Genomic DNA, 25386 nt, shown 5'->3' on the forward strand with positions numbered 1-25386 from the left:
GGAGAGGGGCAGGGGGAGAGGGCCAGCGGTTCAATCCATGACAGATCGCAACCTGGACCTCATCGCCCTCTCCCCCAACCCCTCTCCCACTTGTGGGAGAGGGGAGCAAACCATCACGGTCAGCTTACTTCTTCAACAGCGAGCACTTCGACTCGGCCGGCGTCGTGAATGCCTGGTCGCCCGGGGTCGTCGCCACGATCTTCAGGTAGTCCCACGGCTTCTTCGATTCCGCCGGCGTCTTCACCTGCATCAGGTACATGTCGTGGATGTTGCGGCCATCGGCGCGGATGTAGCCCTTGTTGTAGAAGTCGTTGATCTTCATCTTCTTCAACTCGGCCATGACCTTGTCCGGATCGTCGGTCTTGGCGGCTTCCACGGCCTTCAGGTACGTGCTGATCGCGGAGTAGTCGGCGGCCTGCAGGCTGCTCGGCATCTTCTTCATCTTGCTGAAGAAGCGGTTCGCGAACTTGCGCGTGTCGTCGTTCATGTCCCAGTACCAGCTGTCGGTCATCAGCAAGCCCTCGGTGGTCTTCAGGCCCAGCGAGTGGATATCGTTGATGAACATCAGCAGGCCGGCGATCTTCATGGTCTTCGTGATGCCGAATTCCTTGGCCGCCTTGATCGCGTTGATCGTGTCGCCACCGGCGTTGGCCAGGCCCAGAATCTGTGCCTTCGACGATTGCGCCTGCAGCAGGAACGACGAGAAGTCCGATGCGGACAGCGGATGCCGCACCGAGCCCACCACCGTGCCGCCATTGGCCTTCACCACGGCTGCAGTATCGCTTTCGAGCGAGTGGCCGAATGCATAGTCTGCCGTCAGGAAGAACCAGCTCTTGCCGCCCTGCTTGACCACCGCGCTGCCGGTACCCTTGGCCAGCGCCACCGTGTCATACGCGTAGTGCACCGTGTACGGCGAGCACTCTTCGTTGGTCAGGCGGGCCGTGCCGGCGCCCACGTTGAAGTAGACGCGCTTCTTCTCCTGCGCCACCTTGTTCATGGCCAGGCCGGTGGCCGAGTTGGTACCGCCCAGCAGCATGTCCAGGCCCTGCTGGTCCATCCATTCGCGCGCCTTCGAGGCAGCGATGTCGGCCTTGTTCTGGTGGTCGGCCGAGACCAGTTCGATCGGCTTGCCCAGCACCTTGCCGCCGTGGTCCTCGATGGCCATCTTGACTGCTTCCAGACCGCCCGGGCCGTCGATGTCGGCATACAGGCCCGACATGTCGGTGATGTAGCCGATCTTCACCACGTCACCCGACACCTGCGCCGAAGCGCCACCTGCAAACGCACCAAGGACAGTAGCTGCCAACGCGACAGCCAGCCGAGTCTTCTTCATTTCTTGTCTCCTGAGTTGCGGCGGCGTACCCACGCCACCCGTTCCTGCCAGCACCAGTGGTGCGAGTGAATTGAGATTCGCTGCGCGAATGTGACGCGGCGAAATCAGACCCCAAGCAATTCGTGGAGCACAGGCATCTTTGCCTGCAGCTCGTTGGCGGCAAATCGCTCGACGATCTCGCCGTGTTCCATCACGTAGAAGCGGTCGGCCAGCGGCGCGGCAAAGCGGAAGTTCTGCTCCACCATCACCACGGTGTAGCCGCGCTTCTTGAGCATCAGGATCATGCGCGCCAGCGCCTGCACGATCACCGGCGCCAGGCCTTCCGAGATCTCGTCGAGCAGCAGCAGGTTTGCGCCGGTGCGCAGGATGCGGCCCACGGCCAGCATCTGCTGCTCGCCGCCCGAAAGGCGCGTGCCCTGGCTCTGGCGCCGCTCCTTGAGGTTCGGGAACATCTCGTAGATCTCGGCCTCGCTCATTCCCTTGCCCGCGTTGGCGCCCTTGAGCACCGGCGGCAGCATCAGGTTTTCTTCGCAAGACAGGCTCGAGAAGATTGCGCGCTCCTCGGGGCAGTAGCCAATGCCGTAGTGCGCGATCTTGTGCGTCGACAGGTGGATCGTCTCGTGTCCGTTGACCTTGATCGATCCCTTGCGCGCGCCGGTCAGGCCCATGATCGCGCGCATGGTGGTGGTGCGCCCCGCACCGTTGCGGCCCAGCAGCGTGACCACCTCGCCGCGATTCACGGTGAGGTCCACGCCATGCAGGATGTGCGACTCGCCGTACCAGGCGTGCAGGCCCTTGATTTCAAGAGCGGGGGTGTTGGTATCCATGCTCATCAGTGCGCCCCCTGCAGTTCGGCGTCGGCCGTACCCATGTACGCTTCCATCACGCGCGGGTCCTTCGACACTTCGGCATACGGGCCTTCGGCCAGGATCGCGCCGCGCTGCAGCACGGTGATCTTGTCGGCAATCGACGACACCACGTTCATGTTGTGCTCGACCATCAGGATCGTGCGGCCGGCGGAGACCTTCTTGATCAGTTGCGTCACGCGGTCCACGTCCTCGTGGCCCATGCCCTGCGTAGGCTCGTCAAGCAGCATCAGCTCCGGCTCCATCGCCAGCGTGGTGGCGATCTCCAGCGCGCGCTTGCGGCCATAGGGCAGATTGACGGTGACGGTCTCGGCAAATTCGGTCAGGCCCACCTGCTCCAGTAGTTCCATCGCGCGCCCGTTGAGCACATCGAGCGAACGCTCGGTGCGCCAGAACTGGAACGCGGTGCCAAGCTGGCGCTGCAGGCCGATGCGCACGTTCTCGCGCACGGTCAGGTGCGGAAACACAGCGGAAATCTGGAACGAACGAATCACGCCGCGGCGCGCAATCTGGGCGGGCTGCTCGCGCGTGATGTCTACACCGTTGAACAGGATGGTGCCGGTGGTCGGCTCCAGGAACTTGGTGAGAAGGTTGAAGCAGGTGGTCTTGCCCGCGCCGTTCGGCCCGATCAATGCATGAATCGACCCACGCCGCACGCGCAGATTGACGTCGCTTACTGCGGTGAACCCCTTGAATTCCTTCGTGAGGTTCCTGGTTTCCAGGATGGTTTCCTGAGTCATAGTCTCCTGCCCGCCCTCTTGCTGCGGTGCCGGATTTTGCCCGGCACTGACAATGGTCCGAACTGCGGCGCGCGTGGCGCCATGGTTGCCGCTTTATATGTATGGGACGGCGCGGCTGCCGAAAGGACGCGGCGGCGCGGCGCGATGTGAAGACTGCGCCACCGGTATACCGGCGACTATTGTGTGCGCCTGCTGCGTCGCAAAACATCGGGGTTTGCACTAGGCGTAATACATGTACCGCGTGTCACCTTTGCGACACAAGTGCGAAAGCGTACCGACGTCTGCGCAGCACGCCGGCCGGGAGACCGGCCGACATGTTGCGTGGAAGGTTTGTGTTGCGGGTTTGTGTGAACTCAGGCGGTGACCGTCGGCGGCGTCACGGTGACGACATCCGCCCCGCCGGCTCGTGCCTTGCGGTCCGCGCGGATCATGTCACTGGCGCGCTCCGCGATCATGATCGTCGGCGAGTTCGTATTGCCTGACGTGATCAGCGGCATGACCGAGGCATCGACCACCCGCAGGCCCGCAATGCCACGCACGCGCAGCCGGTTGTCCACCACGGCGTCACCGTCGTCGGCACTGCCCATGCGGCAGGTGCCAACCGGGTGGAAGATCGTCGTGCCGATCGCGCCTGCGGCCTCGGCCAGTTCCTCGTCGGTCTGGAATGCCGCGCCAGGCAGGTGTTCCTGCGGCTTGTAAGGCGCCAGCGCGGGAGACGCGACAATGCGCCGCGTCAGGCGAATCGAATCGGCGGCCACCTTGCGGTCCTCGTCGGTCGACAGGTAGTTTGGCGCGATCAGCGGTGCGCGCCGGAAATCGGCATGTTCGATATGCACGCTGCCACGCGACGTCGGGCGCAGGTTGCACGCGCTGGCCGTGAAGGCATTGAAGCTGTGCAGCGGATCGCCGAACTTGTCCAGTGACAGCGGCTGCACGTGGTATTCGATATTGGCGCGCGCCTGGCCCGGATCGCTGCGCGCGAATGCGCCTAGCTGCGACGGCGCCATGCTCATCGGCCCGCTCTGGTTGAACGCGTACTGCAGGCCGATGCCGAGCTTGCCCCACCAGTGCGACGCACGCGTGTTGAGCGTGCGCACGCCTTCCACCTTGACCACGGAACGCAACTGCAGGTGATCCTGCAGGTTCTCGCCAACGCCGCGCAGCGCGTGGCGCACGCGGATACCAAGCGCCTGCAGCCGATCAGGCTGGCCAATGCCCGACAACTCCAGCAACTGCGGCGAGCCGATCGCACCTGCGGCAAGGATCACCTCCTCGGACGCACGTGCCTCGCTGGCATGGCCGCCGCCAATGTACTGCACCCCGGTGCAGCGCCGGCCATCCGGACCGTCGAACGTCAGCGCGCTGACCTGGGCGCCCGTGACGATAGTCAGGTTGGGCCGCTCTGAGGCCTTGCGCAGGAACGCCTTCGACGTATTCCAGCGAATGCCGCGGCGCTGGTTGACTTCGAAATACCCGACGCCAAAGTTATCGCCACGGTTGAAGTCATCGGTGCGCGGAATGCCGGCCTGCTCGGCGGCGTCGATAAAGCGCTCAAGAATCTCCCAGCGCAGCCGCTGGGCCTCCACGCGCCATTCGCCGCCGGCGCCGTGAAACTCGCTGGCGCCACGGTAGTGATCCTCGCTGCGTTTGAACAGCGGCAGCACGCTGTCCCAGCGCCAGCCGTCGTCGCCGGTGATGCGCGCCCAGTCGTCGTAGTCCTCGCGCTGGCCGCGCATGTAGATCATGCCGTTGATCGACGATGATCCGCCCAGCACACGCCCGCGCGGATACCCGAGCGAGCGGCCGTTCAGGCCCGGTTCGGCCACCGTGCGGTACAGCCAGTCGGTGCGCGGATTGCCGATGCAGTAGAGATACCCGACCGGGATATGAATCCAGTGGTAGTCGTCCTTGCCACCCGCCTCGAGCAGCAGCACGTTGACATCGCTGTCCTGCGTCAGGCGATTGGCCAGCACGCAGCCCGCCGAACCGGCCCCCACGATGATGTAGTCGTATGTCTCCATATCCCTGCTATCCCTTTCAGGCACCGGCTGTTCTTGTTGGATTGCCGGAAATCATCGCACGTCTTGGTGGCGCCTTGGTGGCGCCTTGGTGGCGCATTGGTGGCGTCTTGGTGGCGCCATCGTCAGGGCCTTGGCTGCGCCCCCAGACGCCGCAGCAGCCAGTCGGACAGCGCGGCAAACACCTCGCTGCGCAGCGGCTCGGCCTCGTTGAAGATCTCGTGATAGCCGGTGTCGAACCAGACCATCGTGCTCAGGTCCTTCGGCGCGCTGTCGAAGAAGATGCGGCTGCCCTCGGGGTCGACGACCTGGTCCGCGCCGCCCACCAGCATCAGCATCGGCGCCTCCAGCCGCGGCGCATCGGCCAGGGCCTGGGGCATGCCACGGATGAACGTCTCCAGCACGCTGGCACTGATCGTCCCCTGCACCAGCGGGTCGGTGCGGTAGGCCCGCGCCACCTCGGCATTGTGCGACAGCATCCGGGCGTCGATGGGATTCGGCACACGAATATGCGGTAGCAGCGCAAGCAGTACGCGATGCATCGTAAGCATGGTGTTCGACAGGCGCAGCGCCAGCGCGGGGGACGAGAGAATCAGTGCCCGGATCGGCCGTACACGGGCCGTGGCAAAGCGCGCGGCAATCAGTCCGCCCATGCTGTGCCCGAGCACGAAAGGCAGTTCGTTCCATTGCCGCACTGCAGCGTCGTAGATCTCGGCCAGGTCGTCGAGATAGCTGCCGGGATGCGGCACCACCATGCGCGGCCCGCCGCTGGCGCCATGCCCGCGATGGTCGTAGGCACGCACACGAAGTCCAAGTGCACAGAGCACGGCCGCCACATGCGCGTAGCGGCCGCTGTGCTCGGCCAGGCCGTGCACGAGCAGCACCGTACCAAGTGGATCAGGAAAGCGCAGCGGGTCCGGCAGCCAGGTGCGCAGCAGCAATTCGGTGCCGTCTCGCATCCGCTGGCGTGTCTCGGTCGGCACGGCGCCCGTGGCAACGGGTTCATGCGCCCCGGGCAAGCCAGGGGCGGTCACAGGTTCATTCATCCCACACGTCTCCTCGTCGGGTACACCTGCTTGTTGTTATCTGCTCCCCTCTCCCGCGATGTGGGAGAGGGGAGAAAACCCATGAGCATCTATACGTCCATCAGTGGCACGCCGGGCAATCCTCGCCACCGGCACGTGCCATGTCCGACAGGATCGGGCAATCGGGCCGGTCGTCGCCGCTGCATGCATCCGCCAGCGCCCGCAGCGTGTCGCGCATTGCGCCGAGTTCTGCAATGCGTACTTCCAGGTCCGCCACATGCTTGAGCGTCAGGGCCTTGACGTCGGCACTGGCGCGCGCGCGGTCATGCCAGAGCGACAACAGCCCGCGAATCTCGTCCAGCGAGAAACCGAGATTACGGGCGCGCCGCACGAAGCGCAAGGTGTGCACCGAGCGTTCGTCGTACCTGCGGTATCCGCCCTCGCTGCGCGGCGGTGCGTCGACAAGCCCGATCGACTCGTAGTGACGAATCATCTTCGCGGAGACGCCCGAGGCCTCCGCCGCTTCTCCGATATTCATGGCATTGCCCCCTTGCCTTCGCCCTTGCCTGCACCCTTACCCTCGGCCAGCGGATGCCAGCGCCGCAGCAGCAGCGCGTTGCTGACCACGCTGACGCTCGAAAACGCCATCGCGGCACCGGCCACCACCGGGTTGAGCAGACCGGCCGCCGCAAGCGGAATGCCGATCACGTTATAGATGAATGCCCAGAACAGGTTCTGGCGGATCTTGCGCACGGTGCGGTGCGACACTGCCAGCGCATCGGCCACCAGCGCGGGATCGCCACGCATCAGCGTGATGCCGGCCGCATGCATTGCCACGTCCGTGCCGGTGGACATGGCGATGCCCACATCGGCCGCCGCCAGTGCGGGCGCGTCATTGATGCCGTCGCCGACCATCGCCACCACGGCTTCTCCGCTTCGCTTGAGTGCGGTCACGCGCGCAGCCTTGTCCTCGGGCAGCACCTCGGCCTGCACTTCATCGAGCCCCAGTTGCTTGCCCACGCGCGCCGCCGCCCCCGCATTGTCGCCAGTCAGCATCACCGTGCGGATGCCGGCCTTGCGCAATCGTGCGATGGCGTCGGCGGCGCCCGGCTTGAGCGCATCGCCAAATGCCACCAGCCCCAGCACGCGATGCTGATTCGTGTCGACGAGCCATGACACGGTGCGGCCTTCGCCACGCAGCCGCTCGGCGTCGGCGTGAAAGGCTCCCGCGTCGGCATCAAGCGAGACGCGCAACGCCTCGCTACCGAGCTGCAGTGCCTGCCCCGCCACCACGCCAACGATGCCGCGCCCCGGCAGCGCACGCACTTCGGTAGCCGCCGGTGCCGTGATGCCCCGTTCGCCAGCCAGCGTCGTCACCGCACGCGCCAGCGGATGTTCGCTGCCGGCCTGTAGCGCCGCAAGCTTCGTTAGCAGTGCGGCATCATTGCCATCGGCGGCACGCAGCGCCACCACCTCGGGCTTGCCGACGGTCAGCGTTCCCGTCTTGTCAAACGCCACCACCGATACGCGATGCGCCACTTCCAGCGCCTCCGCATCCTTGATGAGGATACCGGCGCGCGCACCGGCACCGGTACCCGCCATGATCGCGGTCGGCGTAGCCAGGCCCAGCGCACATGGACAGGCAATCACCAGCACGGCCACCGCATTGAGCAGTGCCACGGTCCAGTCGTGCGTGATCAGGCCCCAGCCAAGCAGCGTGGCCAGCGCGATGGCCAGCACCACCGGGACGAATACCGCGCTGACCTGGTCGACGAGCCGCTGGATTGGCGCCTTGGCCGCCTGGGCATGCTCGACCATGCGGATGATCTTTGCCAGCACGGTCTCTGCGCCCACGGCCACCGTGCGCGCGACGAGCAGCCCTTCGTAGTTGATGGCGCCACCAGTCAGCCGATCGCCAGGTTGCTTGGGCACCGGCACCGATTCGCCCGTCAGCATTGACTCATCCGCATGGCTGCTGCCTTCGATGACTTCGGCGTCGACCGGAATCCGCTCACCGGGGCGCACGACGATCTCGTCGCCAACGCGGACGCTTGCCAGCGGCACCGTCTGCTCCACACCGTTGCGGCGCACCTGGGCTGTATCTGGACGCAGCGCGGCGAGTGCGCGAATGGCATCCGCGGTCTGGCGCTTGGCGCGCGTCTCAAGCCACTTGCCCAGGCGCACCAGCGTGATGACCACCGCCGCACTTTCAAAGTAGAGATGCGGCATGCCATCCGCTGCGTCGGCCCCCACCCCAGCCATCTGCCAGATCGACAGGAAATAAGCCGCCGACGTACCAAGCGCGACCAGCAGGTCCATATTGCCGGCGCCCGCGCGCACGGCTTTCCAGCCGGCCTTGTAGAAACGCCAGCCGAACACGAACTGCACCGGCGTGGCCAGCAGCCACTGCACCCAGCCTGGCAGCATTGCGTGGATGCCAAACCATTCGAGCACCATCGGCATCACCAGCGGCACCGACAGCACGGCCGATATCGCGACCGGCCACGGGCCCGCCCAGAAATCGGGCCGGGTATCGCCCGTACCCACCGCTGCGGCCGTGGCCTCCTGCACAGGCGCCGCGCCGTATCCGGCACGTGTCACGGCATCGGCCAGCGCCTCAGCATCGGCTGCGCCGCGCAGCACCGTCACGGTTGCCCGCTCGGTTGCCAGGTTCACCTGTGCATCCACCACGCCCGGCACGGCACGCAGCGCACGCTCCACGCGGCCAACACATGACGCGCAGGTCATGTCGGCGATGCCAAGTTCGATCTCGTCGCGCGGCACCTCGTAGCCCGCATCGGCCACGGCCTGCGCAGCCGCGCTCAATGCTGCGGGACTGTCAGCTTGCAGCGTGGCCAGTTCCGTTGCCAGGTTGACGGCAACCTCGCTCACACCGGGCACCTTGGCCAGGGCATTCTCAACGCGGCGCACGCAGGAAGCACACGTCATGCCCTCGACGGGCAGACGCCATTCGGACGGATTGAGGATGGTGGCTGGAGTGTTCATCGTGATCGATGGATCTGGGCGACGGAGCGCGACAACTGCACTGTGGACCTTACCATCATTGGAAGGTCAAGATTTTCCTGAGCCGCACGCGACACTTGCGTTTCCCACGGTGGGAAGGTTCACAATTCCGTTCGTAGTCGGATTCTGCATCTATTACTCATGCTCACGGGAGTCACCATGATTCAGTTCGAAGTCGAAGGCATGTCCTGCAACCATTGTGTCGGGGCAATCACCCGCGCCGTGCAGGCGGTGGACCCCGCCGCGCGCGTGTCGGCCGACGTGCCGACCCAGTCGGTCAAGGTGGAGTCGGGCGTGGATCGCCAGGCGCTGCAACAGGCCATCGAAGGCGCCGGATACCCGGTCAAGGCGGCCAGCTAAGCTGCACTAAGCTGCACGGCAATGAAAAAGGGCACCCGCGCGGGTGCCCTTTTTTACGCTCAGGCCGATAAGGCTCGGAAGCTCAGAAGCTTAGAAGCGGTAGCCGACGTTCAGGTACGTCACGACCGGATCGATCTTGATCTTGGTGTGCGACTGAACCAGCGCGCCGTTAGCCAGCGTCGTCGTGAAGCTGGCCGTGGTGGTGACCGGCACATACGACACCGAGAAGCCGACGAACCAGTTGTCGGTCACGGCGTAGTTGGCACCGGCGGTGAACACCGGGTTCCAGGACGACTTGGCGCTCGCGGACATGTGCGAACCCGGGCCGAATTCGCCTTGCACGAACGACTGGTTGGTCACCGTCTCACTCGTGAACCACGTGTAGTTCACGCCGAGGCCCAGGAACGGGCGGAACTTGGTCTTGGCGTCGAAGAAGTGCCACTTGGCCACGATGGCCGGGCTCCACTGGCGCACTTCGCCCAGCTTGCCGTACTTCTCGTAGCCGCGGTCACCGCTCACGTTGTGCTTCGGCGGCACCCCAAACACGAATTCCCCCGAGATGTTGTCGGTGAAATAGTGGGCGAAGGTCAGGCCGAGCGTATCGGCCGAATCGATCGTCGCGCCCGTATTCGGCTTCTGCGCGCCAACCGGGAAGCCGCCGATCGAATCAATCGTCAAAAATTCAGAGTGGCCCGTCGGCATGATGCGCATCCAGCCGAAACTGACCATATTGCTGCCCGCGGATTGTGCCTGTGCAACACCAGCGAGTGCCATGGCGGCGCCTGCCACCAGCATCTTCTTATAGATCGTTTTCATCGTTCCTCTTACTCCGTCCTTTGTTTCACATCGCACTGCAAGGCACGCATTATCCTGCGCACCGCATGCGGGCTGTTTCAAACCAGATACCGGACGGTAGAAGAATTGCCCTAAAGGCAGGGTTAACCCAAAAAGAGAGCAGCAATTTTCCGATTTACGCCCGCAAAACGACGCATACGCGCAACGATTCAGTTTCAGATATGAAAGACCCCGGGTACTGAGTGGTCTTCCTGCTGCACATGGCCCCGCTCAAACATGCGTTTGGATGCATCGGAAACATCCGACACATCACTTCTGGCTGGCGAGTACGCAGGCGGCAAGGTCCCAGAGCGCGTAGCCCACGCTCTTGAACACCAGCGGGCTGCCGGTACGGGCACGCAGCGTGTCGGCCTCCAGGATCGCGGTTTCGAATGGCTGCACGGTTTGCCAGTCGATACCGGCCTGCAGCAGGTCTCCGGCTTCGTCCTCGATACCGAACAGGGTGTCCGCAAGCAGGCGGCCACTGGCCGAAGCCGCGTGACAAAGCTGCGGCGGCAATTCGCACATCTCGGGCCGGAACGCGCCCACGGCGGCAATGAAGTGCCGATCGGTCCACAGGCCGCTATCGAGATCGGGCAGCACCGGCGTACGACTGGAAGTCACCGTCACCACCATCGACACATGTGGCAGCACCTGCGCCACGTCGTCGATCACAGTAGCCGCCACGCCCAGTTGCGCGGCGTGCGCGGCAAGCGCCTCTGCCTTGTCGCGCGTGCGCGAGTGCAGCCAGACCTTGCGCACGGGCAGGCCGGCCACGAATGCTTCCAGGTGGGTTTGCGCCTGCACGCCCGCGCCCACGATCAGCAGTTCGCCATCGGGCACCGGTGCGAACGACTGCGCGGCAAGCAGGGACACGGCAGCGGTGCGGCGGCCCGTCACGGTCGGGCCATCGAGCAGCGCGATCCGCTCGCCCGTGTGTGCATTTGCGACGACCACCTCGCCAAGGATATTGGGCAGGCCGCGCCGGGGATTGTCGGGGTGCACCGTGATGTTCTTGGTCATCACGATGTCGCTGTTGCGCGCGGGCATGACCAGCAGCGTGCCCTGCCCGCGTTCGGCATCGCCCACCGGCAGCGCGATGCGCGGCGGGGCCATCGCCGTACCGTTACGCAACTCCGAGAGCATCGCCGCGATGGCCTGGGCGAGTTCCGGATAAGGCAGGCGTGCCGCCGTGGCGGCGGCATCGAGGAGAGCAAGTGAAGCGGAAGCGGCGGTCATCGGCAACGCAGGCGGGGTGTCGGTGAAGCCGACATTGTCGCCCAGACCGTTACCTATACCGTCACCTATACCGTCACCCATATCGCCGCCTCTTCCGCGATGCCCTGCCCGTTCAGCGCGACAGAAGCTGCATCATCGCCTCCGCGTAGCGCGTACCTGCCGCTGCGCCGAGCGGGAAGATCGCGTCGATGCCGGCCAGGTCCTGTGCGGTCAGTTTCACGTCGAGCGCGCCAAGGTTGTCGTCAAGGTTGGCCACGCGCCGCGTGCCCGGAATCGGCACCACGTGCTCGCCGCGCGCCAGCACCCACGCCAGCGCCAGTTGCGCCGGTGTGCAACCCTTGGCGCTCGCCAGTTCGCGCACGGCATCCACCAGCTTCAGGTTTCGCGCGAAGTTCTCGCCCATGAAGCGCGGGTTGGTACGCCGATAGTCGTCCGCCGCGAAATCCTCGGGCGTACGGATCGCGCCGGTCAGGAACCCACGGCCTAGCGGGCTGTACGGCACAAAGCCGATGCCCAGCCGCTCGCACGTGGCCATGATGCCGTTCTCGTCGACGTCGCGCGTCCACAGCGAATACTCGGTCTGCAGCGCCGTGATCGGGTGCACGGCGTGCGCCCGTTCCAGCGTCGAGACACCAGCCTCGGAAAGCCCAATCCAGCGCACCTTGCCCGCCTTGACCAGGTCTGCCATCGCGCCAACGGTCTCCTCGATCGGTGTTTCGGGGTCGATGCGGTGCTGGTAGTACAGGTCGATATAGTCGACGCCAAGCCGCTTCAGGCTGGCATCGCAAGCCGCGCGCACATACTCGGGACGCCCGCTGACGCCGCGCGCCGTTGGATTGGCCGGATCGCGTACGATGCCGAACTTGGTCGCCAGCACTACCTTGTCGCGACGTCCGCCGGCCAGCGCCCGGCCAACGAGCTGCTCGTTCGTATGCGGGCCGTAGACGTCCGCCGTATCAAGCAGATTCACACCACGGTCGAGCGCGTGGTGAATCGTTCGGATCGATTCGGCGTCGTCATGCGCGCCGTAGAACTCGCTCATGCCCATGCAGCCCAGGCCGATGGGGAACACTTCGGGGCCAACACGGCCCAGTTTGCGCAAAGCGGTCTTGGTCATCGATGTCATCTGAAGGCTCCTGAGAAACGGAAGTGGAAGACGGCCGGCAGTGCCAGCCGGACGAGCGCCAGTATCGCCAGCCGGCGCACCGGGATATAGCGTGCTACGCTGCATGCATCATGAAGCCAGACTTCACAATCGACGCTGATTCCCTGCCCGCGCTGGCCGCGTTCATCCGCGTGGCGCGCCTGGGCAGCTTCACCGCTGCCGCCGGTGCGCTGGCCGTCAGTCCCTCTGCCGTATCGCAGACGATCCGTCATCTTGAGGACCGGCTCGGCGTGCGGCTGCTGCAGCGAACCACGCGACGCGTCGGGCTGACGGAAGCCGGGGCCGCATTGCTGGCCCGCGTGGAACCCGCGCTGGCGGAAATCCATGCCGCCGCCGACGACGTCCGGCAGCAGCGGGACCAACCTGTCGGCACGCTGCGCCTGACGAGTTCCCACTCCGCCGTGGTCATTGCGCTGCGCCCGATCCTGACCGACTTCATGCGGGCCTACCCGTCGATCTGCGTCGATCTGGTCACTGACGAGCGCTTCATCGACCTGATTGCCGAAGGCTTCGACGCAGGCCTGCGGCTGGGGGAGGCGCTGCAGCAGGACATGGTGGCGATCCCGGTGACGGGACCAATGCGCATGGTGGTTGCCGCATCGCCCGACTACCTGGCCCGCAACGGTACTCCGCAAACGCCCCAGGAACTGCATCGGCATGCGTGCCTCCAGTACCGGTTCGGCCCGCTGGGATCGGTCTATCGCTGGGAGTTCGCACGCGGCGGCCGGCCGTTCACCGTCGATACGCACGCCGCACTGATCGCGAACGACAAGTCGATGCTGCATCAGGCCGCGCTGGCCGGGCTGGGGCTCATCTACGAATTTCCACAGCATGTTGCCGACGCACTCGCATCGGGCGCACTGGTCACCGTGCTGGAGGACTGGACGCCACCGTTCTCGGGCTTCTATCTCTACTATCCGAGCCGCGCGCTGATGCCGCCGAAGCTGCGCGTGTTTGTCGACTTCCTGAAGACACGCGGGACGGCACACGGGCTGCCCTGACCCCTACCGGCGCAGCGAAGCCTTCTGCGAACCCACAGCGCGCACACCCGCGCCGCGTACCTCGATGCCGATCTCGTGCACCACCTTGCCTGCGGCATCGACCAGTTGCACGCGATGCCGTCCCGGCCACGGCAGCCAGGCCACCTGCCCGCCCTTGCCGAGTGGCTTGCCGTCCATGCGCCACGTCACGGCGTGCGCAGTCTGTCCGGTCAGCCCATCGGCCTGAAACCAGACGCGCTGCGCAGCCGGGGGAATATCGGGATCGAGCGCGAAGATCGTGCCGTTAGCCGGGCTGGCGATTGCCGGCACGCCACTGCCCTGCCCCGCCGTGCCCACGCTGACATGCCGCATGACGGTGCCGCTCAGGAACACCTCCTGCCGAGCCGGTTCGAGATCGTTATCGAACGTCAACGCCACACGCTCCACGCCGGGCGGCATCGCCGGTGCACCGCTTGGCGTGGTGCGATGCAGTGCTTCCATGACCTCGTGCCACACCGGCGCTGCGCCCGACACTCCCGACACATCATGCATGCTCGCGCCGCTGGCATTGCCCACCCACACGCCGACCGTGTAACGCTGCGACCAGCCAACACACCAGTTGTCGCGCATGTCCTTGCTGGTGCCGGTCTTCACCGCCGTCCAGAAGCGCGTGGTCAGCGGACTGTCGAGCCCGAACGTGCGGGCGCGAGCGTGCCGGTCGGACAGCACGTCACCGATCACGTAGGCCGATGCCGGCGTCATCACGCTCAATGTCGATGCCTGCTTCGAACCCACCGGCGCACCCGGCGTCATCCGCGAAGGACCGTACGTGCCCTGGTTGGCGAAGCTGCGATACGCATTGGTCAGCGACAGCAGCGACACATCGGCGCTGCCCAGCGCGAGGCTGTACCCGTAGTAGTCACCTGATTGCGTCAGCGGCAGACCAAGCGCAACCAGACGCTGGTGAAAGCGATGCGGCGTGACCATCACCAGTGTGCGCACGGCCGGCACGTTCAGCGACGAACCCAGTGCTGCGCGCAGCGTGACCCAGCCTGCGTAGCGGTGATCGTAGTTCTGCGGAATGTAGAGGCCGCCGCCGGTTGGCAGATTGACGGGCCGATCGTCGAGCAGCGACGCCGCCGTCAGCCTTCGTTCCTCGATCGCCTCGGCATACAGGAATGGCTTCAACGTCGAGCCGGCCTGCCGCAGCGCGGCTGCGTGATCGACCTGGGCCGCCGCCGACAGCACGCCCGACGACCCGACATAGGCCAGTACATCGCCGCTGGCGTTGTCGATCACCACCACCGCGCCGTCTTCAACGTTACGCCCGGCCAGCTCGCGCAGATGGCGGTCGAGGCTGCTCATCGCCACGCGCTGCAGTTCGGCATCGAGCGTGGAGACAATGCGCGGCGGCAGCGGCTTGCCAGACTCGCGCGCCTGCGCGATGACGATGCGCGCCAGATGCGGCGCGAGGTTTGCGCTGCGCGCTGCGGATGGCCCCGGCACGCTCGCGGTCCTGGCCAGCACCAGCGTCGTGAAGCCGTCGAGCCCATCGCACTCGCGCGGCTGCTGCATGTCGCGCAGGATGCCGCATGCGCGCTTCGACACTTGCGCAGCCGTGGCATTGGGTGCGCGCACAAGCGCCACCGCCACTGCCGACTCACGCGCATCGAGACCGCTCGGCACCTTGCCGAACAGCGTCTGCGACATTGCCGACAGTCCAACGAGTTCGCCGCGGAACGGCACAAGGTTCAGGTACGCCTCAAGGATCTGGTCCTTGCTCCAGCCTCTCTCCAGCGACGTCGCGCTGACGGCCTGCCCCACTTTCTGGCCCAGGCTGCGGCCACGGCCCGCGCGCAGGTCTTCGTCGAGCAACCCGGCCAGCTGCATGGTCAGCGTGGACGCACCGCGCGTGCGCGTGTTCCACAGATTGGCCCACGCCGCCGCAGCCACGCCCTGCCAGTCGACCCCGCTGTGCGCATAGAAGCGCCTGTCCTCCGACAGCACGATGGCGGTACGCAGCGCTGGCGATGTGTCGGTCAGCGCTACCCAGTCGCCGCGCCGTGCGCGGAAATCGTCGCGCACACGCGCCACGGTTTCGCCATGACGATCGACAACCGCGATATCGGCACTGCGCCAGTTGTCGCGTACCTCGCGAAACGTCGGCACGGCGTGCGCGGCCCCTGCAACCAGCAGCAGCGCCGCCGTGGCGATCGCCATGGTGACCGAGACAGGGAATCGCTTCATCACCAACTCCAGCCGCTCACACGTCGCGCTGCGTCACGACGCCAGCCACGATCAGCACCTGTGCAATCGCATAGGTCCACCAGATGCCGAGCTGGTACGTGTCGAACGGTGACAGGAATCTGGCCATGCCGATCATCGCGTCCGATGACACGAAGAACAACGCGCCCAGCGCTGTCAGCGGCGTAGGCACCACCGCCAGCAGCGCCGCGCAGGCCATGGCCGCCAGCACGCAGATGTAGGCGGTGACCGGCCACATCATCTCGCCAAGGTTGGGCCAGAAGCGCCCGAGCAGCGCACCTGCCGCACCGATGACGAGTCCGCAGCCGATCAGCCGATGCGGCCGCAGGTCGCCGAACAACGGCACGAACAGGCGCAGGTAGGCCAGATGCGCCATAAGGAACGCAGCCAGTCCGCCAATGAAAGAGATCTTCAGGACCGGCAGCGCCAGCAACAGGTCACCGATCCCCGAAAAGACCAGCGCGGTGACCAGCCAGCGCCGCTCGGAAAACGGGCGATGAAACCACGCCGCACGCGCAAGCATGATGGCCATCGCGATTTTCCAGAGCGGCTGATACGCGATCTGGCCCGTCAATGGCGTGCCGGGGGGCAGGTCCATCGACAACTGGATCAGCATGACGCCGTAGGTAACGCCGGCCAGCACACCGGCGATCCACCATTCGCGCACACGTGGGGGCATCCGCATGGCGATCCAGCTCACGGCCGTGCTCCCACGGTCAGCTTCGCGTTCGGCGTCTCGCCGAATACGTCGGGCGCGTACATCGCCTCCACGCGCGTTGGCGGTAGCGAGAACTCGCCGGCGTTGTTCAGCCGCACCGTGTACTCGACCGAGAGCGCGCCCTTCGGCACATAACCGAAATACTCGCGATAGGCCGCCGGCGTGCGTTCCGTGAACGCCGACCACGTCTTTTTCTCGTCCCGTGTGGCGATCTCGGAGTCGCGGCCCAAACCGCTGCCGAGAATCGTCGCGCCGGTTGGCACAGGGTCGCTGACCACCACCCACGTCATGTCGGCCTGCGCATCGATATCGAGCCTGACGCGATACGTGTCGCCACGCGACCACTTTCCGGCAACCGCCTGCTCCACCGGCGTCACCGTGCGGCGTACGCGATAGCCCGCAGTCACAGGCTCACTGAGCGGCACAGCAGCCAGCGCGCGCACGGTGGCCCACGGCCGCCCCGAGCCCTGCTGCTCGACATGCAGCGTGGCAGGTGCCGCCGATGCCGCCGGCCATGGCAGATCCACCGTGCCGCTGGCCACACCGTCCTTCTGCGTGGCCTTGGACCAATCGAACGTGCGCGAGGCATCGGCCAGCGCGACTCGCGCACTACCTGCCACCGGCGTCTTCTCGTACACCTGCGCATAGCGCTGGACGGCCAGCACGCCCCATGCGTTGGCCGTGGTGGTCATCCACGCGCCGCGCGTCTGGCGGCCGAGCAAACCGGTCACCAGTTGCGGCACGTCGTCCTTCCATCCTGGCAATTCCGTGGCCAGCGCCAGCAGCTTTGCCGCATTGACGTCGCCGCCGGACATCAGCCACCACCAGTAGTCCGTGCGTTCGGTCGAGAACACCAGCCGCGTGCCTTGCACCGTCAGCCGGCTACGCAGCAATTGCGTGGCCTCGGTCATGCGCTTGTCGCGCTGCGGGATGTCCTGCACGCGCGACAGGATGCCGAGCCAGTCGATCAGCGCCGACGTCGGCCATTGCTCGGGCAGGATCTGGATCGAGCCAAGCATGCGCGCCTGCGCATGGCCGGTGCGCGACAGCGCGTCGAGCGCGGCAAGCTTGCGCACGTCGAGGTCCATCGTTGCCGATGACGGTGCCCAGCGCGGCGGCGTGATGCGGCCCTCGACGAACGCGGTGAGCCCGCGCTCCATCTGCTCGCGCAGCGTATCGGGTATGCGCATCGGCAAACCTGCACGCGTGGCCTCGTCGGAGATCGACAACAGATAGGCCGTCAGCACTTCGCTGCCATAACTGCCGTCGCTGCGCAGCGGGAAGTAAGAGGCCAGCCCGTTGCCGTCGAGGTACGAAGGCAGTTGCGCCATCAGCGCGTCCCATGCCGCCGCATCGCCAAGACCAAGCGCCTTGGACGAACGCTGCTCCAGGCAACTAAACGGGTAGTTGCGGAACCACTCGCGCACGCCGGGCATACCGCCAGCCAGCGACGACTGCAGCGACACCTGCATGCCGCCACGCAGCCTGCCCTTGGGATCGGCCAGCGCACCTTCGGGAGCCTGTACAGGTATCGACATGTTGGGCGTCAACTGCGCGAGCGCCGCCTGCTGCACGGTGACCGGCACGGCGGGCACGATCTGCTGCGAGACCTTGAGCTTGTCGGTGGCGTTGCCCGTGCCCTTCTCCGTGGCCGCAACTTCCCACATGATCGTGCCGCTGCGGCTGAATGCCAGCAGGCCCGGCGCCGTGACATCCCAGCCGATCTCGCGCGCTTCGCCGGCCGGAATCTGCACGGTCTGCGCGGGCAGCGTCTGGGCGTCAACGAGCGTCGCGCGGGCCGTTGCTTCCACGGTCATCGCGCGTTGCGTGGTATTGCGCAGCGTGAACATCGCGCGGTACTTGTCATCCTCGCGTACCAGCAGCGGCAGGCCAGCGATCATCTGCAGGTCCTGCGTCGCGGCGATCGTCGCGCTGCCGCTGCCAAAGCGGCCCACACCGAGATCGGCCACGGCGACAATGCGGAAGCTCGTCAGCGAGTCATTGAGCGGCACGTCGAGCGTTGCCTTGCCATCTGCATCAAGCTGCACGCGCGGGTTCCACAGCAGCAGCGTGTCGAACAGTTCGCGCGTCGGGCTCTTGCCGCCACCGCCGCCCGCGGGCACCGCCTTGCGGCCATAGTGACGGCGGCCAATGATCTCCATCTGCGCGGTCGAGGTTTCCACGCCATAGCTGCGCCGCTGCACCATCGCGTCAAGCACGTTCCAGCTCGTGTTCGGCATCAGTTCAAGCAGCGCCTGATCCACGGCGGCCAGCGCCACTTCACCGTTAGCGGCAGGCTTGCCGTCGGGCAGCTTTACCTGCACCACCACGCGCGCCTTGCCGCGCACGGGATAGGTGGCCTTGTCCGGCGTTACCGTGACGTCGAGCCGGTGCGCCTCGTTGCCGACGCGGATCTCCGCCAGGCCAAGCCGGAATGCCGGCTTCGACAGATCGACCAGCGGCGACGGCGCCACGTACTCCTTGCCCTCGCTGCGGAACGCGTGCCACCAGTCCAGCGGCTGGCGCCAGCCCCACGTGAAGAACGAATACCACGGCACTTCGCGCAGGCGCCCACGAATGCTGAGCACAGAGACGTAGACGTTCGGGCCCCACTCTGGCTTGACCTTGAGCTTGATGGTCGGGTCGGTACCGTTCAGTTCGATCACTTCGGTGTCGAGGATGCCTTCGCGCTCGATGGCGACCAACGCTGTCGCACGGCGGAACGGCATGCGCACCTGGAACACTGCCGTGTCGCCCGGCGCGTAGGCCTTCTTCTCGGGCAGCACGTCCATGCGGTCGTGGTTCTCGCCGCCGAACCAGAGTTCACCCTGACGCGTGACCCATACGGTCGTCGCCGCCTGCGCGACGCGGCCATCGCCATCGCGTGCATTGGCAACCAGTTCCACTTCGCCCGCCTGCGACAGCGCGACTTCGCAGCGCGCGCGGCCCTGTGCATCGGTGCGCGCCTCGCAGACCACGCCAAGGTCCTTTGTCTCGCTACGATTGTCATAGCGATAGAAGCCGCCAACCACACGCTTGCGCGCCGAGGTGGTGATCCGCGCGCGCGCCTTGATCTGCACCGGCGAATCGGCAATCGGCTTGCCCTGCGTGTCGAGCACCACGCCATAGACAGCAAGCTTCTGGCTGACCGATACCCAGTTCGCGGCGCGGATGCCCGCTACCACGGCCGACGGCCACACCGGCACGGTCTGGCGCAGCGTCTGGATCTCTCCATTCGGATCGGCAAAGCCCGCTTCCAGCACGAGGTCGCCGGGCACGTTCACCTTCGGCAGGTTCTTCATCGAAACCTTGCCATTGCCGTCCTTGTCGAGCGTCATCGGCAGCTTGTCCGCCACGAGCTTTTCCGTTTCGTCGCGCGAGCTTTCGCCTTCCTGGTCTTCGTCCTCGTCACCGGTGGCGCTCTGCTGCTGCGGACGCGGCGGGTTGAACGAGAAGTCGTCGTAGTCGGCGAAGTTCACGTACTTGTTGCGCAGCAGGGCCGACACGGTCACCGGCAGGCCGGACGCGCCGCCGCCGTTCGTGTAGTGAATCTCGACACCAACCGGCACCTCGGCCGGTGCCACCAGCGCATTGCCCTTTGCCTTCGGGTCCTTGATCACCGATAGCGTGCCGGCCAGCACCGGCAGGCGGAACGCCTCCACGCGGAAGCTGCCGCTGTCGAGCGTGCGGCCATCGCCATACACCAGCGCCACGCCGTAGACGCCGAGCTTGGCCGCCTGCGGCACCTGGAAGCTGTTCTCCGCGCTGCGGCCGCCGGTGGCGGTGCTGCGCCACGTCAGCGGCAGTTCATAGGTCTGGCCGCTGCCCTCATGCGTAATAACGGCCTTCTCCGGCATGGCGGCGGGCAGCGCGAAGCCCTGCGCGGTTTCCGTGCGGATCAGGTGCTTCATCGACACCGTTTCGCCCACGCGCAGCAGCGTGCGGTCGAAGATCGTATGCGCACGCACGGTCTGGTTCGGGCTCAGGTCCGTCGGCACGTTGAAGCGCCATGTCTCGATGCCGCGATTCCAGTCGGACATCACGAACGCCATGTCGGCCTTGCCGCGTGCCTGGGCATGGTCGGCACCAATGCGGGCCGACACGAAATAACCTTCCATGCCGTTCGCGCAATCCTTGTAGCGGCGGTCGGGCAGCTTCGCGAAGCGTGCCACGCCGGTGGCATCGGTCGCGCCTTCGCCAAGCAGATCGCCGTCGCAACTGCGCACGGCAACCTTTGCATTGGCCACCGGCTTGCCATCGTCAAGCGTGGTGACCCACGCCAGGCCGCTCATGTCGCCATCGGCTGTGCCGCGCGCCAGCTTGAAATGCACGCCCAGGTTGGTGACCAGCACGGCGGTACGCACGTACATCGGCGCCTTCTTGCCGAGCAGCGCTTCACCGAGCATTGGCGACGCAATCTCCACCACATGAAAGCCCGGTTCCGGCAGCGGGATGCCGACCACTTCGAATGGCCGTGGCGTCGTATCGTTCGATTTCGGGATCGCAAGCGTCTTCGCGCCAGCAACGCCCTCGAGCAATGACACGGAGCGCGTTTCGATCGATGGCGCGTTGCGCGGGCTGCGCGCCTCCGACGGCGGCTTGCCGGCACGTATCGCGTCGAGCTCCTGTTTTGTCCACGCGTTCTCGTGCATGCGCTTGACCATGCCGAACCAGCGCAGGATCGCGCCGTCGTCATCGACCTTGATCCGCGCCACGGTGCCCGCTTCTGCCCGCACTAATTTGGCGGGAAGGTCCGCTTCCACGTTGCGCAGCGTCACCGGCAGCAGCGGCGGATAGTCGTTTGGCGACTTGCCACGTGGCAGATCGGCAAAGCGCTCAACCACGCCGAACGGCGCGGCGGCGAACTTGGCCAGTGGCGGCAACGCTGCCGTGGTCAGCTTGATCGGGAACAGATCGGCATTGGACAGCGCCCGGCCGCTCTCATCCTTCAGATCCTTCGGGGCTTCGATCGTGAGGCTCGCCTTTTCCGGGAACGGGCCGGGGAACCTTATCGACGACACGGGGGCATCGCCGGGCTGCTCGTCATCGAACTTCGGCGCGCGGGGCCCCGATGGCGTCTTGAGCACGATGTGCTCGGCCAGCTTGCGTGGCACCGGCGCGGTGAAGGTCACGACCATCGGCCGCAACGGCGTGCATGGGGCTTCGGCACGCTCACGCTCGCAGGTGAAGCCCGCAGCGAATGGTTCGCGCACCACGTAGTCAAAGCGGCGTGCCGTGGTGGTGGCCAGGCCGGACGGCGTGGCAATGCCGGCATCGAGCACAAGCTGCATGCGCGCACCGGCGGGCAGGCGCTGCTGGCAAGCCAGCAGGTGCACGGCATCGGGGTTCTGCTTGACGATTTCCTTCCAGCGCACGGCATCGACGACGCTGTCGCGCTCCTTGCCCGTCAGCAACCGTACCGGAATCCGCTCACCAAGGCCTTCGGCCTGACACCAGGCATGTTCGCGGACCGATCCCGCCGTGGCCGCGCCATTGAAACGCAGCACGAATACCTGGTCTTCTTCGATCTGGCCGCCGGACGGACGCGCTGCAATCACGAACGGGCCGCCCGTTTCAAACTTGTATTCCGGTTTGCCGGCGTAGGCCTTGCCGGCCACGCTCTTGAGTCCGGCGGACATCCGCACCGAACAGCGCACGCCCGGCGGCAGGTCGCGTTCGAAGTCGTACACCCAGTTCGTGGCGTTGACCCAGCGTCCGCTGCCGCCAACGCTGCCGCCCGTACACGACACGGCTGCCGGAGGCGCGGCCTTGAGATCGCCCATCGGGACCATCGGCTCGTCGAAGCGGATTGCCACCTGGCGCACCTGCGGGATCACCCCTTCGGGTGAAAAGCGCGTGATCTGTGCGGCCGACGCCGCCGGCACCCACATCGCCGCACCCAGCGCAGCCCCCAGCGCGAGACCCGCAGCGACGGTTCCAGCCGCCGTGACGATCTTCGACATCATCCTGCCCTCTCCGGAAATGGCACCGGGCGAGGGTGACATGCGCGCATGGCAAGCGCAAGCCTCTGCACATTTTGGGCGGATCGGGCGGCGAATTCAGCGCAAATGCGACAGCGGCAGCGCCCCTTCTCGCTTGAGCGCCGTCAGGACGATGTTCGATCGCACGCTTTCCACGCCGGGCACGCGCATCAGGCGTTTCATCGTGAATTCGGCCAGCGTGGGCAGGTCTGGCACGACCACGCGGATCAGGTAGTCCGCCTCACCCGCCACCGAGTAGCACTCCTGCACTTCCTCCAGCAGCAGGATTTCCTCGCGGAAGCGCTCGATGATCGTGTCGCCGTGGTGCGCCAGCTTGACGCTGATGAACACCAGCACCCCAAGCCCAAGCGCCTGTGGCGACAGGTTCACGCGATAGCCGGTAATCACCCCTTCGGCTTCCAGCCGCGCCAGGCGCCGCCCAACCTGGCTTGGGGACAGGTGCACGCGCTCGGCCAGTTGCTGGTGGGTCGACCTGCCGTCGTCCTGCAGCGCCGCCAGCAGCGATAAATCGTAGGGGTCCAGGTTGGTTGGGTTCATGACTTGCAGCGATACCGCATCGATTAATCGTTACATGCGGATTATATGCATCCATGAACGAAAGCAGGCCGATTTTGCGGCCTGAATGCAGCAGCGGATGGCTAGACTATGCAGAAATTCCGCATCAATGGAGACATACATGATCGACGCCCCGGCCGCTACACAAGAAAATTCCGGCAATTTTTCTGGCACGCTGACTGCCAAGCTCAAGGAACAGTTCGAAGAAGGCCTGCTGTCTGGCCAGGAACTGCGCCCGGACTTCACCATCGCCCAGCCGGTGCACCGCTATACCGACACCGACCATGCGATCTGGCGCAAGCTGTACGACCGCCAGGCATCGATGCTGCAAGGCCGCGTCTGCGACGAATTCCTGCAGGGCCTGACCACGCTGGGCATGGAACGCGACCGCGTGCCCGACTTCGAAGAACTCAATGAAACGCTGATGCGCGCCACTGGCTGGCAGGTGGTGGCCGTGCCGGGCCTCGTGCCGGACGAAGTGTTCTTCGAGCACCTGGCCAACCGCCGCTTCCCGGCAAGCTGGTGGATGCGCAAGCCCGAGCAGCTCGATTACCTGCAGGAGCCGGACTGCTTCCACGACGTGTTCGGCCATGTGCCGCTGCTGATCAACCCGATCTTCGCCGACTACATGGAGGCGTACGGCAAGGGCGGCCTCAAGGCGGCCCGGCTTGGTGCGCTGGACATGCTGGCACGCCTGTACTGGTACACCGTGGAGTTCGGCCTGATCCGCACGCCTGCGGGCCTGCGCATCTTCGGCGCCGGCATCCTGTCCAGCCAGGGCGAATCGATCTACAGCCTTGATTCGGCCAGCCCGAACCGGATCGGCTTCGACCTGAAACGGATCATGCGCACGCGCTACCGCATCGACACGTTCCAGAAGACGTACTTCGTGATCGACAGTTTCGAACAGCTGTTTGACGCCACGCGCCCCGACTTCACCGCGCTGTACCCGGAACTGCGCTCGCTGCCGACGCTGGGCGCCGGCGATATCGTCGACGGCGATCAGGTGATCAATGTTGGCACCCGCGAAGGCTGGGCCGACAGCGACGACATCTGAGCCAGGCCATCCAACCCGCTGCTTTGTGAAACAATGCCGGCATGCCCGGCCGTCCGCGGCCCGGGCGGGCCGGCATTTGTCTTGAATTTACCCTTCAGATCGAGCCCATCATGACTCCTCTCTCGCAAGAGGCCCGCGCGAGCCTGCTCGCCGGCCTTCCCGGCTGGACCGCTGTCCAGGACCGTGACGCCATCCAGAAATCGTTCCGCTTCGCGGACTTCAACGCCGCGTTCGGCTTCATGACACGCGTGGCGCTGCAGGCCGACAAGGTGGACCACCACCCCGAGTGGTTCAACGTGTACAACCGCGTGGACATCACGCTGTCCACGCACGACGCCAATGGGCTGACCCAGCGCGACATCGACCTGGCCCAGTTCATCGAAAAGGCAGCCGCCGGCCTGGCACGCTGAAGATGTAGGGCAACTGAAAGGCAGACAACGAAACGGCCCTGTACAATCGGCGGCATCGTTCCCATAGTTTCGTTGTCTTGCTGCCATGCGTATCCTGCTGATCGAGGACGACCGTCAAATCGCCAGCGGCGTGGAGGCCGGCTTGTCCCGTGCTGGCCACCAGGTACGCGTGGTCCATGACGGTGTCTATGCCACCGACCATCTGCTGCGCGAGCAGCACGACCTTGTCATCCTCGACCTGGGCCTGCCCGGCATCGACGGCATGACCCTGCTGGCGCGCTACCGCGCCCGCAACCGCACCACTCCCGTCATCATCCTGACCGCCCGGGACGAACTCGAAGACAAGCTCTCCGGCCTGAACGCTGGCGCCGATGACTACCTGGTCAAGCCGTTCGCGTTGCCAGAACTGGAGGCGCGCGTGCGCGTGCTACTGCGGCGCAGCCAGCATGGCGAGGCGGCGCCCGAGCGCGACGTCCGGCTGGGCCGGCTGCGCCTGTCCGGCAACGACCGCCGCATGTTCGTGGATGGCCGCCCGCTGGAACTGTCTCCGCGCGAATTCGCCGTGCTCGAACTGCTGCTGCAACGCCAAGGCCGTGTGGTCAGCAAGGCGCAAATGCAGGACCACCTGGCGACGTTCGCGCATCCGGCCGGCGAAGGCGGCGACACGGTGGGTGACACCGCCATCGAGGTCTACGTGCACCGTGTGCGCAAGAAGCTCGAGGACGGGGATGTCGAGATCGTCACGGTGCGCGGCTTCGGTTACCTGCTGCAACTCCGTGCCGGGCAATAACACCC

The 25386-nt window shown here is 65.7% G+C and carries 19 protein-coding genes; 5 read left to right on the forward strand and 14 right to left on the reverse strand.

The features are described from left to right. Window positions 1-124 precede the first annotated feature (124 nt). The 7 genes from B552_RS0125405 to B552_RS0125435 all read right to left on the reverse strand — a co-directional run bounded on the left by B552_RS0125405 (window position 125) and on the right by B552_RS0125435 (window position 8988). Window positions 125-1333, reverse strand: coding sequence for an ABC transporter substrate-binding protein (locus B552_RS0125405; RefSeq protein ID WP_019451876.1), 1209 nt, complete (start codon window positions 1331-1333; stop codon window positions 125-127). 104 nt (window positions 1334-1437) lie between these two features. After that, on the reverse strand, window positions 1438-2166 hold the full coding sequence (locus B552_RS0125410) for an ABC transporter ATP-binding protein (protein WP_019451877.1): 729 nt from the start codon (window positions 2164-2166) through the stop codon (window positions 1438-1440). Continuing rightward, window positions 2166-2939: an ABC transporter ATP-binding protein gene (locus B552_RS0125415; protein ID WP_019451878.1), complete on the reverse strand. Its 774-nt coding sequence runs from the start codon at window positions 2937-2939 to the stop codon at window positions 2166-2168. The genes B552_RS0125410 and B552_RS0125415 overlap by 1 nt, the downstream gene beginning before the upstream one ends. Window positions 2940-3292: 353 nt before the next feature. After that, window positions 3293-4960, reverse strand: coding sequence for an FAD-dependent oxidoreductase (locus B552_RS0125420; protein ID WP_019451879.1), 1668 nt, complete (start codon window positions 4958-4960; stop codon window positions 3293-3295). Window positions 4961-5082: 122 nt separating this feature from the next. Further along, complete coding sequence (locus tag B552_RS0125425) at window positions 5083-6003, reverse strand: alpha/beta hydrolase (protein WP_019451880.1); 921 nt, start codon at window positions 6001-6003, stop codon at window positions 5083-5085. 100 nt (window positions 6004-6103) lie between these two features. Continuing rightward, complete coding sequence (gene cueR, locus B552_RS0125430; RefSeq protein WP_019451881.1) at window positions 6104-6520, reverse strand: Cu(I)-responsive transcriptional regulator; 417 nt, start codon at window positions 6518-6520, stop codon at window positions 6104-6106. Then, complete coding sequence (locus B552_RS0125435; RefSeq protein WP_019451882.1) at window positions 6517-8988, reverse strand: heavy metal translocating P-type ATPase; 2472 nt, start codon at window positions 8986-8988, stop codon at window positions 6517-6519. Before B552_RS0125435 ends, cueR begins: the two co-directional genes overlap by 4 nt. A gap of 177 nt (window positions 8989-9165) precedes the next feature. Here B552_RS0125435 and B552_RS0125440 point away from each other — a divergent pair, with 177 nt between their 5' ends. Further along, complete coding sequence (locus B552_RS0125440; protein ID WP_019451883.1) at window positions 9166-9366, forward strand: heavy-metal-associated domain-containing protein; 201 nt, start codon at window positions 9166-9168, stop codon at window positions 9364-9366. 90 nt (window positions 9367-9456) lie between these two features. Here B552_RS0125440 and B552_RS0125445 read toward each other — a convergent pair whose 3' ends face one another. The 3 genes from B552_RS0125445 to B552_RS0125455 form a co-directional block, all read right to left on the reverse strand. Beyond that, window positions 9457-10182 carry an OmpW family outer membrane protein gene (locus B552_RS0125445; RefSeq protein ID WP_019451884.1) on the reverse strand — a complete coding sequence of 242 codons (726 nt, stop codon included), beginning with the start codon at window positions 10180-10182 and terminating at the stop codon, window positions 9457-9459. Window positions 10183-10470: 288 nt separating this feature from the next. Then, window positions 10471-11439 carry a delta(1)-pyrroline-2-carboxylate reductase family protein gene (locus B552_RS0125450; RefSeq protein WP_019451885.1) on the reverse strand — a complete coding sequence of 323 codons (969 nt, stop codon included), beginning with the start codon at window positions 11437-11439 and terminating at the stop codon, window positions 10471-10473. A 112-nt stretch (window positions 11440-11551) separates the two neighbouring features. Further along, complete coding sequence (locus B552_RS0125455; protein WP_035880341.1) at window positions 11552-12556, reverse strand: aldo/keto reductase; 1005 nt, start codon at window positions 12554-12556, stop codon at window positions 11552-11554. A gap of 119 nt (window positions 12557-12675) precedes the next feature. Between B552_RS0125455 and B552_RS0125460 the strand changes: the two genes are divergently transcribed. Continuing rightward, complete coding sequence (locus B552_RS0125460; RefSeq protein ID WP_035880343.1) at window positions 12676-13605, forward strand: LysR family transcriptional regulator; 930 nt, start codon at window positions 12676-12678, stop codon at window positions 13603-13605. A gap of 3 nt (window positions 13606-13608) precedes the next feature. Here the strand turns inward: B552_RS0125460 and pbpC are convergent, their stop codons facing one another. The 4 genes from pbpC to B552_RS0125480 all read right to left on the reverse strand — a co-directional run bounded on the left by pbpC (window position 13609) and on the right by B552_RS0125480 (window position 23106). Next, the gene (pbpC, locus tag B552_RS0125465) at window positions 13609-15831 is read right to left on the reverse strand and encodes a penicillin-binding protein 1C (protein ID WP_019451888.1); all 2223 of its coding nucleotides are present in this window, start codon (window positions 15829-15831) and stop codon (window positions 13609-13611) included. A 16-nt stretch (window positions 15832-15847) separates the two neighbouring features. Beyond that, entirely contained in the window at window positions 15848-16549 is a 702-nt protein-coding gene (locus B552_RS0125470; protein ID WP_019451889.1) for a lysoplasmalogenase, read from the reverse strand. Further along, window positions 16546-22533, reverse strand: coding sequence for an MG2 domain-containing protein (locus B552_RS0125475; protein WP_019451890.1), 5988 nt, complete (start codon window positions 22531-22533; stop codon window positions 16546-16548). Before B552_RS0125475 ends, B552_RS0125470 begins: the two co-directional genes overlap by 4 nt. Before the next feature lie 93 nt (window positions 22534-22626). Next, window positions 22627-23106, reverse strand: a complete 480-nt coding sequence (locus B552_RS0125480) for an Lrp/AsnC family transcriptional regulator (RefSeq protein WP_019451891.1) — start codon at window positions 23104-23106, stop codon at window positions 22627-22629. A gap of 139 nt (window positions 23107-23245) precedes the next feature. Between B552_RS0125480 and phhA the strand changes: the two genes are divergently transcribed. The 3 genes from phhA (at window position 23246) to B552_RS0125495 (ending at window position 25381) form a co-directional block, all read left to right on the forward strand. Next, window positions 23246-24181, forward strand: a complete 936-nt coding sequence (phhA, locus tag B552_RS0125485) for a phenylalanine 4-monooxygenase (protein WP_019451892.1) — start codon at window positions 23246-23248, stop codon at window positions 24179-24181. Window positions 24182-24291: 110 nt separating this feature from the next. Beyond that, window positions 24292-24591 carry a 4a-hydroxytetrahydrobiopterin dehydratase gene (locus tag B552_RS0125490; protein ID WP_019451893.1) on the forward strand — a complete coding sequence of 100 codons (300 nt, stop codon included), beginning with the start codon at window positions 24292-24294 and terminating at the stop codon, window positions 24589-24591. Between the two features lie 85 nt (window positions 24592-24676). Beyond that, entirely contained in the window at window positions 24677-25381 is a 705-nt protein-coding gene (locus B552_RS0125495; protein ID WP_019451894.1) for a response regulator transcription factor, read from the forward strand. Window positions 25382-25386 lie beyond the last annotated feature (5 nt).

The sequence above is a fragment of the Cupriavidus sp. BIS7 genome, from assembly GCF_000292345.1.
In the GTDB taxonomy this organism is placed as follows: domain Bacteria; phylum Pseudomonadota; class Gammaproteobacteria; order Burkholderiales; family Burkholderiaceae; genus Cupriavidus.